Annotated in this window: 13 protein-coding genes and 1 pseudogene; 7 read left to right on the plus strand and 7 right to left on the minus strand. The window is 62.8% G+C overall.

Features of this window, described 5'->3' with window-relative positions; all coding sequences use genetic code 11:
* The 3 genes and pseudogenes from YY7_RS61050 to YY7_RS0138545 all read right to left on the minus strand — a co-directional run.
* Nucleotides 1–156 (minus strand): annotated as a pseudogene (locus YY7_RS61050) (IS5/IS1182 family transposase); the annotation flags it as partial.
* Nucleotides 157–452: 296 nt separating this feature from the next.
* The gene (locus YY7_RS0138540; protein ID WP_028167830.1) at nt 453–1,520 is read right to left on the minus strand and encodes a GGDEF domain-containing protein; all 1,068 of its coding nucleotides are present in this window, start codon (nt 1,518–1,520) and stop codon (nt 453–455) included.
* 212 nt (nt 1,521–1,732) lie between these two features.
* Nucleotides 1,733–3,160 carry a DEAD/DEAH box helicase gene (locus YY7_RS0138545; RefSeq protein ID WP_028167831.1) on the minus strand — a complete coding sequence of 476 codons (1,428 nt, stop codon included), beginning with the start codon at nt 3,158–3,160 and terminating at the stop codon, nt 1,733–1,735.
* A 413-nt stretch (nt 3,161–3,573) separates the two neighbouring features.
* Here YY7_RS0138545 and YY7_RS0138550 point away from each other — a divergent pair, with 413 nt between their 5' ends.
* Complete coding sequence (locus YY7_RS0138550; protein WP_028167832.1) at nt 3,574–5,046, plus strand: caspase family protein; 1,473 nt, start codon at nt 3,574–3,576, stop codon at nt 5,044–5,046.
* Nucleotides 5,047–5,093: 47 nt separating this feature from the next.
* Nucleotides 5,094–6,344 carry an FAD-dependent oxidoreductase gene (locus YY7_RS0138555; protein ID WP_028167833.1) on the plus strand — a complete coding sequence of 417 codons (1,251 nt, stop codon included), beginning with the start codon at nt 5,094–5,096 and terminating at the stop codon, nt 6,342–6,344.
* Nucleotide 6,345: 1 nt separating this feature from the next.
* Here YY7_RS0138555 and YY7_RS0138560 read toward each other — a convergent pair whose 3' ends face one another.
* The 4 genes from YY7_RS0138560 to YY7_RS0138575 all read right to left on the minus strand — a co-directional run bounded on the left by YY7_RS0138560 (nt 6,346) and on the right by YY7_RS0138575 (nt 10,847).
* A complete protein-coding gene (locus tag YY7_RS0138560; RefSeq protein WP_028167834.1) occupies nt 6,346–7,116 on the minus strand; it encodes an SDR family NAD(P)-dependent oxidoreductase in 771 nt (256 codons plus the stop codon).
* Nucleotides 7,117–7,282: 166 nt separating this feature from the next.
* A complete protein-coding gene (locus YY7_RS0138565) occupies nt 7,283–8,065 on the minus strand; it encodes an outer membrane protein (RefSeq protein WP_028167835.1) in 783 nt (260 codons plus the stop codon).
* 217 nt (nt 8,066–8,282) lie between these two features.
* Complete coding sequence (gene parE / locus YY7_RS0138570; RefSeq protein WP_028167836.1) at nt 8,283–10,340, minus strand: DNA topoisomerase IV subunit B; 2,058 nt, start codon at nt 10,338–10,340, stop codon at nt 8,283–8,285.
* Nucleotides 10,341–10,478: 138 nt separating this feature from the next.
* Complete coding sequence (locus YY7_RS0138575) at nt 10,479–10,847, minus strand: hypothetical protein (RefSeq protein WP_028167837.1); 369 nt, start codon at nt 10,845–10,847, stop codon at nt 10,479–10,481.
* 178 nt (nt 10,848–11,025) lie between these two features.
* Between YY7_RS0138575 and YY7_RS0138580 the strand changes: the two genes are divergently transcribed.
* From YY7_RS0138580 to YY7_RS0138600, 5 genes are all read left to right on the plus strand, one after another.
* Nucleotides 11,026–11,556 (plus strand): DedA family protein, encoded by a 531-nt coding sequence (locus YY7_RS0138580; protein WP_028167838.1) that lies wholly within the window; start codon nt 11,026–11,028, stop codon nt 11,554–11,556.
* 129 nt (nt 11,557–11,685) lie between these two features.
* Entirely contained in the window at nt 11,686–12,675 is a 990-nt protein-coding gene (locus YY7_RS0138585) for an MBL fold metallo-hydrolase (RefSeq protein WP_028167839.1), read from the plus strand.
* A gap of 333 nt (nt 12,676–13,008) precedes the next feature.
* A complete protein-coding gene (locus tag YY7_RS0138590; RefSeq protein WP_028167840.1) occupies nt 13,009–13,674 on the plus strand; it encodes an FMN-binding negative transcriptional regulator in 666 nt (221 codons plus the stop codon).
* Entirely contained in the window at nt 13,671–14,651 is a 981-nt protein-coding gene (gene argC, locus YY7_RS0138595) for an N-acetyl-gamma-glutamyl-phosphate reductase (RefSeq protein WP_028167841.1), read from the plus strand. The genes YY7_RS0138590 and argC overlap by 4 nt, the downstream gene beginning before the upstream one ends.
* Before the next feature lie 433 nt (nt 14,652–15,084).
* Entirely contained in the window at nt 15,085–16,053 is a 969-nt protein-coding gene (locus YY7_RS0138600; protein ID WP_028167842.1) for an ABC transporter substrate-binding protein, read from the plus strand.
* Nucleotides 16,054–16,093 lie beyond the last annotated feature (40 nt).

Genomic DNA, 16,093 nt, shown 5'->3' on the forward strand with positions numbered 1-16,093 from the left:
ATGATCTTGTCCGATCAGGCTGTCGATATCGACCGCTCGCAGTTCGACCTGGTCGCGCACCGGCTCGCGCAGCCGCGGCGCACCGCGCCGCACTGCTTCGGCCCGTGGCTCCGCTTGTTCCGGCAGCTCTCCAAACAACTCGTCACCAGCCATCATCCCCCTCCTGCAAATCAATCCGCGAAGAGAATCACAGCTGCCACGCGCCCGATATAAAAAGATTCACAGTCTCGTAGGGTGGGCAAAGCGAAGCGTGCCCACCGTTCCAGATAGCGCGTGCGATGGTGGGCACGGCGCAAGTGGGCCTTTACCCACCCTACGAAGCTACAGCCCGTCATTGCGAGGAGCGCAGCGACGAAGCAATCCATGCCTCCACAAGCGGCGAGATGGATTGCTTCGCTTGCGCTCGCAATGACGGGGGAGAGAGCGTGACAGAACGTTCGCCTACGAAATCGTCACGCAACGCGGCTGCGGATTTCGGCGGTGTATTCGGGGTCGACTTCGCAGACCACGCGGTTGCGGCCGGCGCGCTTGGCGGCATAGAGGCAGGCATCAGCGCGCTCGATCAGCGCATCCGTGTCGTCGCCCGGCTTCAGCAGGGAGACGCCGACCGAGATGGTGACGCGGCCGAGGATCTCGCCGGTGGATTTCTTCTTCAATTCCTTCGCCATCACGGCGCGGCGGATATGGTCGGCCACCGTCAGCGCCTGGCGCAGGCTGGTGTTGGGCAGCACAACCGCGAATTCCTCGCCGCCGTAGCGCGCGGTGATGTCCTGGCCCTTGATGGTCTGCTTCAAGGACATGCCGACCAGCCGCAGCACCTGGTCGCCGGTGAGGTGGCCGTAGGAATCGTTGAACGACTTGAAATGGTCGATGTCGAACATCAGGAGCGACAGCGGCTGGTCATTGGCGATCGCGGTCTGCACGGCCATCTCGATCGAGCGGTCGAAATATTTGCGGTTGCCAAGCCCGGTCAGCGGATCGGTCAGGCTCTCGGCGCGGATCGCCTCCAGGCTGTGCTGGAGATTGCTGATTTCGGTCTTTGACAGCGCCAGGCGATTCTCGAGCGCCTTGTTGGTTTCGCGCATCTCATGCGTCGACTTCACAAGCTGCTCGATGATCGGCTTGAGCTGGTCGCGATTCTTCACGCTCGCGAGCCGTTCGCTGGCGCCGCTCAGGCTTGCATCGTAGCTCGCGGACATGCCGAGCGCGTCCGAGATCAGCGTTACGACATCGTCGATCTCGCCGATGACGCGCGCGCCGACCTTGTCGATGCGATCTGAAGTCTTGATGTGAGAGAGATAGGTCTCGTAGATCTGCTCGAGATCGGCTTCGCTCAGCTTGCCGTTGCGCGCCAGAGTCTCGTTGATGATCTTATTGAGGGGAGCGTTGTATCCGGTCGCGTAGACATACCAGATTTCGTAGTTGCGGGGGACGGCGGTCTGACGAAGCGACCTGATCTGGCCAAGCGCAACCTCGGCAAAAGCCATCGTGCGTTCGTGTTCGTCCAGCAGCTTGACCACTGATCAAGTCCCCAATGCCGAGCCGCGCCGCCCAGCCGCAATGACTAAAAGTATTGTCGCCACGCTAATGGAGGATAATGAACGCCCCGTAAATAGGGGAATCGCACGCCGCGCGCCGACGATTCGGATGGAGGAATCGACGGCACGAAAAAAACGAACCAAGCCAAGAGATTAGAGCGTCGGCCTGATCTGAGCCGACGCTGTGCAAAGCGCTAGACGCGGGCCCGCACGGGGCGGAGCAGAAACGCGGGCAGATGCGAGTGATCGGCCGGCTCTGAGTCGACGTCGTGCTGTGTGCGCCGCGGCTCCGCGCGGCCGATCGAAGGCACTCGCGGGCTAGCCGCCTGCGGCTGCGAATTGCCATTGCGGCCATCGCCGTTGCGGCCATCGCGGCCATGACCATGACGCGGCTCGCGTTCGCGCCGCGAGTTGCGGCCGCTGCGCTCGCGCGAACTGTCGCGCCGCCGTGCCTCACGCGGCTGCTCGTCGGTCTCGCTCTCATCCGATTGAACCGAGAAGTCGCCTTCAGCACGCGGGATCGGCTGGCCGATCAGCTTCTCGATCGCGGCCACCGACTTGGTGTCGAGCGGCGTGACGATCGAGATTGCGGTACCAGTGCGGCCCGCGCGGCCGGTGCGGCCGATGCGGTGAACGTAGTCGTCGGGATGATGGGGGACGTCGAAGTTGAAGACGTGGCTGACGGCGGGGATGTCGAGGCCGCGGGCGGCGACATCGGAGGCGACCAGGAGCGGCAGCTCGCCCTTGCGGAATTGATCGAGCGCCGCCATGCGGGCGGCCTGATCCATGTCGCCATGCAGTGCGCCGACGCTGAAGCCATGCTTCTGCAGCGACTTGTGAAGAATGGCGACTTCACGCTTGCGATTGCAGAAGATAATCGCGTTGTTGAGGTCCTTGGCCTCGCGCAGCAGGCGGCGGAGGATTTCGCGCTTCTGGTGCGGCTCGCGCCCTGCGGGCACCTGCGATTGCGTGACGGTGACGGCGGTGGTGGCGGGCTTGGAGACTTCGACCTTCACGGGGTTGTGGAGGAAAGCCTCGGTGATGCGCCGGATCTCCGGCGGCATGGTGGCGGTGAAGAACAGCGTCTGACGGGTGAAGGGCACCAGTTTGCAGATGCGCTCGATATCGGGGATGAAGCCCATGTCCAGCATGCGGTCCGCTTCATCGATCACGAGCAGCTCGACGCCGGTAAGCAATAATCCGCCGCGCTCGGTATGGTCGAGCAACCGGCCGGGGGTCGCGATCAGGACGTCGACGCCACGGGTCAATTTGCTGTCCTGGTCGCCGAACGAGACGCCGCCGATCAGGAGCGCCACGTTGAGTTTCTGTCCGGCCCCATAGCGGTCGAAGTTTTCCTTCACCTGGGCGGCGAGCTCGCGTGTCGGCTCGAGGATCAGGGTACGTGGCATTCGTGCCCGGGCTCGGCCTTTCTCGAGGATGGTGAGCATCGGAAGCACGAAGGCGGCGGTCTTGCCGGTGCCGGTCTGGGCGATGCCGAGGACATCGCGGCGGGCGAGAACGTGGGGAATCGCCTGTTCCTGGATGGGCGTGGGATTGGTGTATCCGGTGGCCGCTACGGCGGCCAAGACCTTGTCGGAAAGGCCAAGATTGGAAAAAGACATTGAGCCTCTTGTCGACACCGCCGTTCGGAATCGAGGGTAAAAAGGCTTGTCGCGTTTCGCCCCGAAACGGCGTTGCTTCTCAAAAAAGCTCGGGGGCTCTGACTGACGCTGACGGGCGGCAAACTCAGGGAATCGCGTTTCGATCCAAGGCCGCGTTGCTCGGAACATAGGTTCGAAATCGCCAAAGTCAATCTGGGAACTGCCCAAATGCCCGAAAAAGCTTAATGTTTTCGCACAAATAAGGGGCGGGCTGTCATTTGGCCGTCAAATGGCGGGGCGGTACTGGCCGAACGCGAAAGCTCGTACACTGAACCGCTTGGGGCGGTGTACCGACTATGGCATCGACGGTCGCGCGTTACGGGGCGCTTGGTGAGACGGGGCAGAGAATGGCTGGCTTTCTTTCGAGAGTTCTGATGGTCGCGGGCATTGCCCTGGCATCGGCAACTCTCGCCGCGCCGCCCGCGCTGGCTGAAAAGCGCGTTGCGCTGGTCGTCGGCAACAACGAGTACAAGAACGTCCCCAAGTTGCAGAAGGCGGTGAATGACGCCCGCACCATGGCGGACACACTGAAGCAGCTTGGATTCTCCGTGATGATCGCCGAGAATCAGAACCGCCAGCAATTCTCCGAGACGCTGCTCGCCTTCGACAAGGCGATCGAGCCTGGCGACACCGCGTTCTTCTTTTACGCCGGCCATGGCTTCGAGATCGCCGGCCAGAACTTCCTGCTGCCGACCGACGTGCCGGCGGCGACCGAGGGCCAGGAAGAATTGGTGCGCGACGCATCTGTTCTCGCCGATCGCATCGTCGAGCGCCTGCAGAACAAGAGGGCGCGCACCTCGATCCTGGTGTTCGATGCTTGCCGCAACAATCCGTTCGAGCGGCCGGGAACGCGCGCGGTCGCCGGCGGTGGCGGGCTGGCGCCGATGACGCAGTTGCCGGAGGGCGTATTCTCGGTGTTCTCGGCCGGCCCGCGCCAGACCGCCCTCGATCGGCTGTCGAACGACGATACCAATCCCAATTCGGTGTTCACCCGTACCTTTGCCAAGCAGTTGCTGCAGCCCGGCAAGAATCTGGTCCAGGTCGCCCAGCAAACCCGGCGCCTGGTCAGCGAGGCGGCCGAGACCATAAGGCACAAGCAGATCCCTGTTTATTTCGACCAGATGGTGGATGACGTGTTCCTGAACGGCATGACGAAAGCGCAGGACGTGGCGGGAGCTGCCGAGGGACCGCAGAAGCTTGCAGCATTGCCGCCGGTCTCGGTGCCGCGCGTCCCGAGGGACGATTCCGTCAACGTGCCGATCGCAAGTTTCTCCCGCCACAATGGCGGCTGGACGGTGGTGTTCTCGATCGCGGACCCTGCGCTCGGAATCTCCTGGCGGATGGGCGACGGCGGCGATTTCCGCGAGACCGGATTCATCGACGCGCTTGATCCGCGCACGCGCAAACGGATGCCCAATCCGTCGATCGAACTGGCAGCCGATGCGCCGGCCGGCACCATCCAGGTCCGCTATGTCGATGCGGCCGGGGAGATGCAAGGGCCATTTCCGATCCGGTTCGACCCCGAAGCGGCATTGATCCGCGACCAGCGCAAGATCCTCGACATGACTGCGACGAGCTGGCTGTCGTTCCGCGAGTTCAACGGGCTCCTGGTCTATTACACCCATCTGATGTCCTACCGCTGCGCGATCCGCGAGGCGCGTATCGGTATCGACAGCGGAGTGCCGGACAAGGTGCTGAAGATGCCGCCATGCGATCCACGCGACCCCAGCGTGATCCCGCACGAGGCGCAGCCCTATCTAAAGCTTGCGCCGGAGACCAAGTCGGTCTCGGTGGAGCTGACCTATCGCGACGGCAGCGTATCGGAGATCAAGATGTTCCGGCGCTAGTCGTCTGATTGGCGCTATAATTCAAGCCGGGTCTCGACGAGGGCATCATGAGCGCAAGCGTATCGCGGCATCCGTCAGCGCGCAGGATGAAAGTGCGCTGCTGCATTGTCGGCGGCGGGCCGGCGGGCATGATGCTTGGCTACCTCCTGGGCCGCGCCGGCGTCGATGTGGTGGTGCTGGAGAAGCATGCTGACTTCTTTCGCGACTTTCGCGGCGACACCGTGCATCCCTCGACCTTGCAGGTGATGGACGAACTCGGGCTGATCGACGGCTTCCTCAAGCTACCGCACCAGGAATTGCAGAAGCTCGAAGGGATGTTCGGCGGCACCAAGGTCCGGATCGCCGATCTCTCCCGCACGGACGCAAAATACCCGTTCATTGCTTTCATGCCGCAATGGGACTTTCTCAACTTCCTGCGCGAGAGCGGCAAGCGTTTCGCTTCACTGCAAGTGCTGATGAGCACGGAGGCGACCGATCTGATCCGCAATGGCGAAGCGGTTGCCGGCGTGAGGGCCAAGACGCCGGAGGGCGCGCTCGACATCGAGGCCGATCTGACGATTGCCTGCGATGGCCGTCACTCGACTGTGCGCGAGCGCGCCGGACTTGCGGTCGAGGAGATCGGCGCGCCCATGGACGTGTTGTGGTTTCGCATCGGGCGGCGGCCGGACGAAAACGAGAACCTGTTCGCGCGGGTCGAGCCCGGCAAGATGATGGTCACGTTCAACCGCGGCGATTACTGGCAATGCGCCTATGTCATCGCCAAGGGACAATACGACGCGGTGAAGGCGAGGGGACTTCCGGCGCTGCTGGATGACGTGGTGCGGCTGGCGCCGATCCTGAAGTCCGGCATTTCCGATGTCAAAAGCTGGGACGACGTGAAGCTCCTGACGGTTGCGATCAACAGGCTGAAGCGCTGGACGCTGCCGGGGCTGCTGTGCATCGGCGACGCCGCGCATGCGATGTCGCCGGTCGGCGGCGTCGGCGTCAACCTGGCGGTGCAGGATGCGGTCGCGACCGCCAATCTGCTGGCGGCAAAGCTTGCGGGCGGCTGTCCGACCGAGGATGAACTCGACGCGGTGCGCAAGCGGCGCGAGTTTCCGATGAAGATGACGCAGACGATGCAGACTATCGTGCAGAACAAGATCATCAGCACTGCGCTGGGACCCGCCAATCAGCCGATCAAGGTTCCGCTGGTGGTGCGACTGGTCACGGCGATGCCCTGGTTGCAGGGCATCACCGCGCGCTTCGTCGGGATCGGCGTGCGACCCGAACATGTGCAGTCGCCCGCGCTCTCCTGAATCAGCCCATGATCGAATAGCCGCCGTCGACGGGGATGGCGGTGCCGGTGATGAAATCGGAAGCCGGCGACGCGAGGAACACCGCGATCCCCGAGAGATCGTCGATATCACCCCAGCGCGCCGCCGGCGTGCGCGCCAGCACCCGCTCATGCAGCCCGGTGATCTCGCTGCGGCCGCGCCGGGTCAGGTCGGTATCGATCCAGCCGGGCAGGATCGCGTTGATCTGGATGTTATCGGCCGCCCAGGCGCAGGCACAGGACCGCGTGAACTGCACGATGCCGCCTTTGCTCGCGGCATAGGCCGGCGTGAAGCTGGCGCCGAAGATTGACATCATCGAGCCGATATTGATGATCTTGCCGCCGCCGGCCTCTTTCATCGCCGGATGGACCGCCTGCGAGCATAGGAAGGCGCTGGTGAGGTTGGTCGCGATCACGCTGTCCCATTCGCCGATATCCAGCTCATGCGGCGGCTTGCGGATATTGATGCCGGCGTTGTTGACGAGGATATCGATTCGCCCGAGCTCGGCTTTGACGCGCGCCACCATGTCGGCGACGGCTTTGCTGTCGGTGACATCGGTGGCGATCGCAACGGCCGTGCCGCCGCGCTGCTTAAGTTCGGCGACCGCGGCCACCGACTTCTGTTCGTTGCGGCCGACGACGGCAATCGCAGCGCCGGCATCCGCCAGCCCGCGCGCCATCCCAAGCCCGATTCCACCATTGCCGCCGGTGACGATCGCAACCTTGCCAGTAAGGTCGAAGAGGGGCGTTCCCATTGTTGTTTTCCGCTTCTGTTGTCGAGATTGAGGGAAGATGCCGACTGAGGCGAGGCTTTGCCAACCCCGGATGTCGCAGACGTGCCAGTCTTGCAACGAACCCCAGTCGCAAACGCAAAAAAGCCCCGGACGATGCCGGGGCTTCTGCCTGCCAGTTCAGCAGAGATCAGTACTTGGCGACGACCGGGGTGCCCCAGTTGAAGCGGTAGACGATCGAGGTGCTGATGGTCTGCACCCAGGGCTTGAAGGTCGTCGAAATTCCCGTCGGCGTGCCATCAAGGAACGACGAGGGCAGAGAGATGCGGTCGTAGAACGCGGAGCGATATTCGGTCTTCATGAACCAGCCGGGTGCGCTGATGCCGAAGATATCGAGGTTGTTCTCAACGCCACCACCGACGAACCAGCCGTCACGACGGAACGAAGGAGTGGTCGCACCGACCGGGTTTCCGGCGAGATCGGAAAGGGTCGTACCCGACCATTCCGAACCCGAATAGCCGCCGTTGACGTAGGAGTAGACATTCGGCGCAACCAGATAGCCGAGGCGCACACCGGCCGCATAGCTGGTCCGAAGCTTCACACGCCCCTCGACCTGGTCAATCGGGTCGGTCAACGAACCACGAAGGCTGCCGAACTGGCCGTCGGCGAACACGCCGGCAACCCACCGGCCGTTGAACTGCCAATCGTAGCCGATACCAACGGTACCGAACCAGCCGTCGCCGCCGAGCCGGGTGTCGCGCGACAGCGGAATCGCGCCAACGGTGGTTTGAACGTTGCTGTCAGCATCCCACAGACCACCGCCGCCACCGCCGAAGACATAGAAGCCGGTCCAGTTATAGACGGGCGCCACCGGCGGCGGCGCCTTCGTATACGGCCGAGCGCCAAGATCAGCCGCCGAGGCCGACCCCGTCAGTGCTGCAACCGCCGCCAGAGCGAGCGCCAATTTCTTCATGTTCAAATCCCCAACTTGCATGACGAGCGCCTGACGGCTGCGTCGATTCCATTTCGTAGCTGCACAAACTATAGCTATTTCAACCAGGAATGCTGTTGCGGGACAGGCACACTTGCCTGAAAACGCTCCGGTTCGTCTTCGGCCCGGAGCGGTGCGCGTGCCGCGGCAGGATAAAAATCTGTCGCGTTTACAGAGGGTTATCCCTGGAAAGCGATGATTAGACGTCAAGCAGGTCGTCGCTGGCAAATTCAGCCTTGTCGGAAATGAAGGCGAACCGCGCCTCGGCCTTGGTGCCCATCAATCGCTCAACCGAATCGGCGGTGCCCTCGCGGTCATCGGCAAGCAGAACGACCCGCAGCAGGGTGCGCTTGGCCGGGTCCATGGTGGTTTCCTTGAGCTGGGCCGGCATCATCTCGCCGAGGCCTTTGAAGCGGTTGACCTCGACCTTGGCGTTGGCATTGAACTCGCTCTTGATCAGCGCATCCTTGTGCGCGTCATCGCGGGCATAGACCGATTTGGAGCCGTGCGTGAGCTTGTAGAGCGGCGGCACCGCCAGATAGAGATGCCCCTCGTCGATCAGCCGCGGCATCTGGCGGTAAAAGAAAGTGATCAGCAGCGACGCGATATGGGCGCCGTCGACGTCGGCGTCGGTCATGATGACGATGCGCTGATACCGCAGGTCCTCCTCGCGATAATGCGCACCGGTGCCACAGCCGATCGCCTGCACAAGGTCGCTGAGCTGGACATTGCCCATCAGCTTGTCCTTGCCGGCAGAAGCGACGTTGAGGATCTTGCCGCGCAGCGGCAGCACGGCCTGCGTCTTGCGATCGCGCGCCTGCTTGGCGCTGCCGCCGGCCGAGTCGCCCTCGACGATGAAGAGTTCGGAACCTGCAAGTCCGGCGTCGGTACAATCGGCGAGCTTGCCGGGCAGGCGAGCCTTTTTGCCCGCGGTCTTGCGCGCGACCTCTTTCTCCTGGCGGCGGCGCAGCCGTTCCTCGGCGCGTTCGACCACAAAATCGAGCAGCCTGTTGGCCTGCAGCGGATTGCCTGACAGCCAGTGATCGAACGGATCCTTGATGGCCTGCTCAACGATGCGCTGGGCCTCCGCCGTGGCCAGCCGGTCCTTGGTCTGGCCCTGGAACTCCGGCTCGCGCACGAACACGCTGAGCATCACCGCGGCGCCGACCATGACGTCTTCCGAGGTGACCGATGCAGCCCGCTTGCCCTGGCCGACGCGCTCGGCGTGATCCTTCAGGCCGCGCAGCAGCGCGCTCCGCATGCCGGATTCATGGGTGCCGCCATCGGGGGTCGGAACGGTGTTGCAGTAGGAGGACAGGAAGCCGTCGGCGTCCGCCGTCCAGGCCACCGCCCATTCGCAGGCGCCGTGCGCGCCGTTGCGGCCCGACTTGCCGGAGAAGATGTCCGGATGCACCAGCGTGTCGGCATGGATCGCGGCGGCGAGGTAATCCTTCAGGCCGCCGGGGAAGTGGAAGGTTGCCTCCGCCGGCACATCCTCGACGCCCTTCAGGAGTTCCTGGTCGCAATGCCAACGGATCTCGACGCCGCCGAACAGATACGCTTTGGAGCGCGTCATCTTGAACAGGCGCTGCGGTTTGAACGTGGCCTTGGCGCCAAAGATGTCGGTATCGGGCTTGAAGCGGATGCGCGTGCCGCGGCGGTTGCTGACCTTGCCGAGGTCTTCGAGCTTGCCCTTCGGATGGCCGCGCTCGAACGTCATGCGGTGGAGCTTCTGGCCGCGCGCGACCTCGACCTCAAGCCGCGAGGAGAGGGCGTTGACCACGGAAACGCCGACGCCGTGCAGGCCGCCCGAGGTCTCGTAGACCTTGGAGTCGAACTTGCCGCCCGAATGCAGCGTGCACATGATGACTTCGAGCGCGGATTTCTTCGGGAATTTCGGGTGCGGATCGACCGGAATGCCGCGGCCGTTGTCGGTGACTGTCAGGAAACCGTCCGCGGTCAACTCCACCTCGATGAAGGTGGCGTGCCCCGCCAGGGCCTCGTCCATGGAGTTGTCGATGATTTCGGCGAACAGATGGTGGAGCGCCTTTTCGTCGGTACCGCCGATATACATGCCGGGCCGCCGGCGGACCGGTTCCAGCCCTTCGAGCACCTCGATATCAGCAGCGGTATAGTCAGCCTCAGCGGAACCCGACCGCGCAGCGACCTTCAGCGGCGCCCGGCCCTTGGGTTCGGCACCGGCGAACAGGTCGTCATTGGATTTTGTTTTTGCAGCGGGTTTCAGTGATTTGGACATGGCTCTTCATAGATTGCGCAAACAGCGCGCAGCGAATCAGTCACCCTGACTATGACACGGATAGGCTTAAAAAGTGACCGCCGGGCAGCGGCAATCGATGCCTCGCCCGGCGGTCACAGAATAGATAGGGACTCTCGATCAGGCGCGCGAGGTGCGGAACACGATCAGGGCAAACAGGGCCATGGAGCCGACCACCAGCAATGAGCCCACGACCGGAGCGATCTCGAAAGAGGATCCCTTAAGGAGCACGACGGCCACGCCTGCGGGGAACAGGATCGCGCCCAGAATGTGCATCCAGCCCTGGATCCGGGCCAGCATCGTCGCCCCCGCGGCCGGAATCAGGTGGTAATAGAGCCCAAACAGGAACAAAAGCACGCCGCCGACGAGATTGAGATGGGCATGCGCCGGCGCCAAAGTGAAGTTTTGCTGGATACCCATGGCGATGCCGCCCAGCATTCCGAGCAGCAGAACGACAGCACTCACGCACATCATCAACGATCCAATCATCAAAAACCCTCATCTTGTGGGAAAACGTCGCGGCCATGGGGCCGGGAACTGAAATCACGCCCCTTCCTTCGGCTTTGTGACTTGATTGTCACGCAAGGGGCTGGCTTACCTGTCCTTAGGCTATGAGCCCGCAGAAAGGTTCAAGCCACCTGAGCGGGGCGGGGAAGGCGTTCATTATATGGAAGAATTTGCGCGTGCCGTGGCCGATTTCGTGCGCCACCACCAGGTTTGGGCCGCGCCAATCGTGCTCATGCTGGCGTTCGGCGAGTCGCTCGCCTTTGTTTCGTTGCTGATCCCAGCCTGGGGTGCGCTTGTCGCGATCGGTGCGCTGATCGGGGTGAGCGGTATCAGCTTCTGGCCGGTCTGGATCGCCGGCGGCATTGGTGCGGCACTCGGCGACTGGGTCTCCTATTGGTTCGGCTACCGCTACAAGGAAAAGGTCGCGCAGATGTGGCCGCTATCGCGCTATCCGGAGATCCTGCCGCGCGGTGAAGCCTTCGTGCGCAAATGGGGCGTGCCCAGCATCTTCATTGGCCGCTTCTTTGGACCCTTGCGCGCCTCGGTTCCGCTCGCGGCCGGTATCTTCGAGATGTCATATTGGCCATTCCAGATCGCCAATTTCATCTCCGCGCTGGTGTGGTCGGCAGTGCTGCTGCTGTTCGGGGACGTGATGGCGCACATCGCCGAGTGGTTGTGGCGAACGGTGTGAGACGTGGAATAAGCGCCTCAGGCGGGGGTTAGCCCCGTCGATACCGGGCGCTCCATTTTCCGGTAGATTGGGTCCTTGCAGGAAGCCAACGCGGAAATACCGCGACCATCGTTTCAGTGGGAGAGCATCATGGAAATCACACGTCGTCATGCCCTCGCGGGCGCAGCCGCTATCGCTGCTGCGCCACTGTTGCCGAACGTTTCCGCACAGGCCGCGGCGCCGCTCGCGGACAAGCAGGCGCCGAGCTTCTACCGCTACAAGGTCGGTGACATCCAGGTCACCGTGGTGTCCGACGGCAAGAACGTCTTCAAGCTGGAAGACTCCTTCATCACCAATGCGAAGAAGGAGGAAGTGAACGCGGCACTGGAAAAGGCGTTCCTGCCGCGTGACGTCTTCACGATCCATTTCGCCCCGCTCGTGATCAACAGCGGCGGCAAGCTCATCGTTCTCGACACCGGCAACGGCCCTACTGCCAAGGTCAACAGCAAGGGCGCCAACGGATTGTTCATCGACAACATGACGGCTGCGGGATTCGATCCCAAGGCGGTCGACATGGTCGTGATCTCCCACTTCCACGGCGATCATGTGAATGGCCTCTTGACGGCGGACGGCACGCCGGCATTTCCGAACGCCGAGGTGCTGGTGCCTGCGGTGGAATGGAAGTTCTGGATGGACGATGGCGAGATGAGCCGCGCTCCGGCCGGTCGCATGCAGGGTCTTTTCAAGAACAACCGCAGCATCTTCGAGGCGAGCCTTCAGAAGAAGGTAACGCCCTACGAATGGGGCAAGGAGGCCGCGCCGGGATTGCTCGCGGTCGAGACCGCTGGCCACACTCCGGGCCACACCTCCTACGTGTTGTCGTCCGGCTCGGGAAAGGTGTTCATCCAGTCCGACGTCACCAACAATCCGAATCCGTTCGCGACCAATCCGGGCTGGCACGCCTTCTTCGACCAGGACGCCGATATGGCCGAGAAGACCCGCCGCCGGGTCTACGACATGGTGGCCGCCGAGAAGCTGCAATTGCAAGGCTTCCACTATCCGTTCCCCGGCCTCGCCAATATCGAGAAGGACGGCAATGGCTACCGGGTGATCCCGGCGCCGTGGAATCCAGTGATCTGAATTGGTCCCACGCTCGTCATTCCGGGGCGCGCGCCTTTAGCGCGCGAACCTGGAAGCTGGAGGTTGTGGCGCGCGATTCCGGGTTGGACGCTACCGCGTCGCCCCGGGATGACGGCGTTGCGCCTTGACGATCAGGCTCCGCACCCCTATAGGCTCACGCATGATCCACGTTGCGACCAATTCCATCGCCCGTCGCCGCCGCGCCTGCGCGGTATGGGCGGTCGTCTGCGTTTAAGATCATCGCCTCTGCCGCCGGATCATCTCCCGCGGCATCTTTCCCAAGAAAAGCAACGCGGTCGATCTGGCGGCTCCTAGCCACCTCCGGAGTTCGACATGTATACGCCACCGCCGTTTAAGCCCGACCGCGCCGCAAGTCTCGCCTTTGCGGAAGCGCGCGGGTTCGGCCTTGTCTGCGCCTGGGACGGCGCCAAGCCGATCGCTTCGCCGCTGCCGTTCTATCTGTCCTATGCTGCCGACGGGACGCCGCGCGCGGTGTTTCATCTTGCCCGTCACAATCCGCTGATAAAGCTTGCGGGGACTTCGTCCTGGCTGCTGGCCGTCACTGGATCGGATGCCTATGTGTCGGCGGATTGGTACGTCTCGCGGGATCAGGTGCCGACCTGGCTCTATCAGGCTGTGCACCTGAGCGGTCCGGTGCGGCCGCTATCGGATGATGAGCTTGCGGTGCAGATCGACACGCTCAGCGCCAAGTTCGAGAACAGGCTGTTGCCGAAGAAGCCGTGGACGTCGGCGAAGATGACCGCCGCGCGGCTGGAGGCGATGAAGAAGGCAATCGTGGGCCTTGAGATGACGGTTGAAGAGGTCGAGGGCAGCTCCAAGCTCAACCAGCACAAATCCGAAACCGACTATGCAGCGGTGGCGGGCGCGCTCGCCTCGCAGACCGATGCCGGCGCGCAGCAGATTGCTCATCTGATGCGCCAAGCGCGGCCGCAAGCCTTTGCAAATGAACCGAACACGCTCGAAAGGAGCGAGCCATGAGCTTCTCTGACGTCAAGCCATCCCCGACCGTCGGCAGCTCCGCAAAGCCCGCCGTCTTTGTCGACGGTGCCAGTGGAACAACGGGCCTCGGCATCAATGAGCGGCTTCGGCTGCAGAACGACGTGGTGGTGAAGAGCATTGCCGAAGAAAAGCGCAAGGACGCAGGCGCCAAGCGCGCGCTGATGGAGGAGGTGGATCTGGTGATCCTCTGCCTGCCGGACGATGCCGCGAAGGAGACCGTAGCGCTGATCGACAGTATGGGCACAGCGGCCCCCCGCGTGCTCGACGCGTCGACGGCGTTCCGCGTCGCCAGCGACTGGGCGTACGGCTTTCCGGAGCTCGCCCCGGATCAGGCGGACAAGATCCGCACCGCCCGGAAGGTCTCCAACCCCGGCTGCTATCCGACTGGCGCGATCGCGCTGCTCCGCCCGCTGGTGGATGCTGGCGTCCTGCCGGCGGACTATCCGATCACCGTCAACGCCGTCAGCGGCTATTCCGGCGGCGGAAAGTCGATGATCGCAAGCTTCGAGGATGGCACCGCGCCAGCCTTCGAACTTTATGGTCTCGGCTTCGAGCACAAGCACGTGCCGGAGATGCAGCTCTACTCGCGGCTGACGCGCCGGCCGATCTTTGTGCCGTCGGTGGGCAACTACCGGCAGGGTATGCTGGTGTCAGTGCCGTTGCAGCTCGAGACGCTGCCGGGCAACCCTGGCGCGGCCGACCTTCACGACGCGCTGGCGAAACGCTACGCCGGAAGCCGCTATGTCTCGGTCATGCCGCTTGAGAACGAGGCTGCCAAGAGCGGGCGGATCGAGCCCGAGGCGCTGAACGAGACCAACAGGCTCGAACTGTATGTCTTTGCCAGCGACAAGCACCATCAGGCAGTGCTAGTCGCGCGCCTAGACAACCTGGGTAAAGGTGCCTCGGGCGCGGCGGTGCAAAACATGCGGCTGATGCTGGGGCTCGCTGAGGCCTAAGCCTGAAGCGGGCGGTACTGTTTCTGTCAGCGTGACCGCGTTGCGCACAGCGATGCGGTCACGATTCTGCCGGAGCGACATTGGACGATCGGCACAATAGGGACGCGCTCAAAGGCTCACCAGAAAACTGGATGAAGTCAGTTGCCGCAGATGAGGGCGCGCGCCCGCGATCCGATGGCTGGCGCACAGGGCGCATCCTGTCTGCGTACGCTTTTTGCGAACACAATGCGCAAAAAATGATGCTCGTACGCAACGCTTTGCGGTGCAAGACTTCCTATTGCCTTGCAATCCAGTGGTCGCCGAGCGCTCCGCAAACACGGAGATGAAGCTGGCTCGCGGGCTCAGCTTGCCGTTGTGGTGACGACGATGGCTACCCGACGGTCGGCTGAATCATTTCCAGTCCAAAGGGGCAGGCATGCGGACCGCTACACTCATGAAACAGTGTCTTGCTATCTGTGCGATGGCCTTGTCGGTCATGGGTTCGCCAGCCCAGGCGCTCGATAAGGTTGTTTACAGCCTTAACTGGGTGCCACAAGGGGAGCACTGTGGGTTCTTCCAGGCCCAGGCCAAGGGCTACTACAAGGACGCAGGCCTCGACGTCGAACTTCGTCCCGGCAATCCAAACGTCAATATGCCCCTCATGGTCGCTGCCGGCGAAATCGACATGGGCATGGGGTCGAGTTTCACAACGCTCAATCTGGTCAATCGGGGCGTTAAGGCCCGTACGGTCGCGGCATTTTTCCAGAAGGACCCGCAGACGCTGGTGGCTCATGCAGGCCAGGGCGTTTCCACCCTGCAGGACGTGAAGGACCGGCGGATCATGATCGGCCAGTTCTCACGAAACGAATTCTGGCAATTCCTCAAAGCCAAGTTCGGCTTCTCGGATGATCAACTGGCGGCCTACAGCTATTCGGCTGCGCCGTTTCTTGCCGATCCCAAGGCCGTGCAGCAAGGCTATATCACCGAAGACGCCTTGCTGCTCGGCAAGGCCTTGCCTGCACCGCCCGTATCGATCCTGCTTGCCGACTATGGCTACGACAATTATGCGACCACGATCTTCGCCACCGACGCCTATATTGAAGGTCATTCCAACACCGTTCAGGCCTTCGTCGATGCAACCCGAAAGGGGTTCGAAGAATGTATGACGGGTGACGCCGCACCGGCCATGAAAGCTATCCTCGCCGTCAATCCAACCGGGGGAGAGGAACTGTTCCGCTTCAAGCTCGATCAGATGCGCAAGCGCGGGCTTGTCCTTGGGGGCGATGCCGACAGGCTGGGGATTGGCGCCATGACGGACGAACGCTGGACCCGCTTCTTCGACACGCTCGCCGCGGCAGGAGTCTATCCGAGAACGCTCGACGTGAGATCCGCCTACACGCTGCGATTCAGCAACACCAAATGACCGCTCGACCACCTGATGTGTTTGCCGAGAGATTTCGATG

Origin of the sequence: Bradyrhizobium elkanii WSM2783 (genome assembly GCF_000472865.1) — a bacterium.
In the GTDB taxonomy this organism is placed as follows: Bacteria; Pseudomonadota; Alphaproteobacteria; order Rhizobiales; family Xanthobacteraceae; genus Bradyrhizobium; species Bradyrhizobium elkanii_A.

What these genes read in the sequence shown, in the direction of transcription:
- YY7_RS0138545 (WP_028167831.1), bottom strand. Translation starts at nt 3,160, where the DNA reads ATGTCTTTTTCCAATCTTGGCCTTTCCGACAAGGTCTTGGCCGCCGTA.
- YY7_RS0138550 (WP_028167832.1), top strand. Translation starts at nt 3,574, where the DNA reads ATGGTCGCGGGCATTGCCCTGGCATCGGCAACTCTCGCCGCGCCGCCC.
- YY7_RS0138555 (WP_028167833.1), top strand. Translation starts at nt 5,094, where the DNA reads ATGAGCGCAAGCGTATCGCGGCATCCGTCAGCGCGCAGGATGAAAGTG.
- YY7_RS0138560 (WP_028167834.1), bottom strand. Translation starts at nt 7,116, where the DNA reads ATGGGAACGCCCCTCTTCGACCTTACTGGCAAGGTTGCGATCGTCACC.
- YY7_RS0138565 (WP_028167835.1), bottom strand. Translation starts at nt 8,065, where the DNA reads ATGAAGAAATTGGCGCTCGCTCTGGCGGCGGTTGCAGCACTGACGGGG.
- parE (WP_028167836.1), bottom strand. Translation starts at nt 10,340, where the DNA reads ATGTCCAAATCACTGAAACCCGCTGCAAAAACAAAATCCAATGACGAC.
- YY7_RS0138575 (WP_028167837.1), bottom strand. Translation starts at nt 10,847, where the DNA reads ATGATTGGATCGTTGATGATGTGCGTGAGTGCTGTCGTTCTGCTGCTC.
- YY7_RS0138580 (WP_028167838.1), top strand. Translation starts at nt 11,026, where the DNA reads ATGGAAGAATTTGCGCGTGCCGTGGCCGATTTCGTGCGCCACCACCAG.
- YY7_RS0138585 (WP_028167839.1), top strand. Translation starts at nt 11,686, where the DNA reads ATGGAAATCACACGTCGTCATGCCCTCGCGGGCGCAGCCGCTATCGCT.
- YY7_RS0138590 (WP_028167840.1), top strand. Translation starts at nt 13,009, where the DNA reads ATGTATACGCCACCGCCGTTTAAGCCCGACCGCGCCGCAAGTCTCGCC.
- argC (WP_028167841.1), top strand. Translation starts at nt 13,671, where the DNA reads ATGAGCTTCTCTGACGTCAAGCCATCCCCGACCGTCGGCAGCTCCGCA.
- YY7_RS0138600 (WP_028167842.1), top strand. Translation starts at nt 15,085, where the DNA reads ATGAAACAGTGTCTTGCTATCTGTGCGATGGCCTTGTCGGTCATGGGT.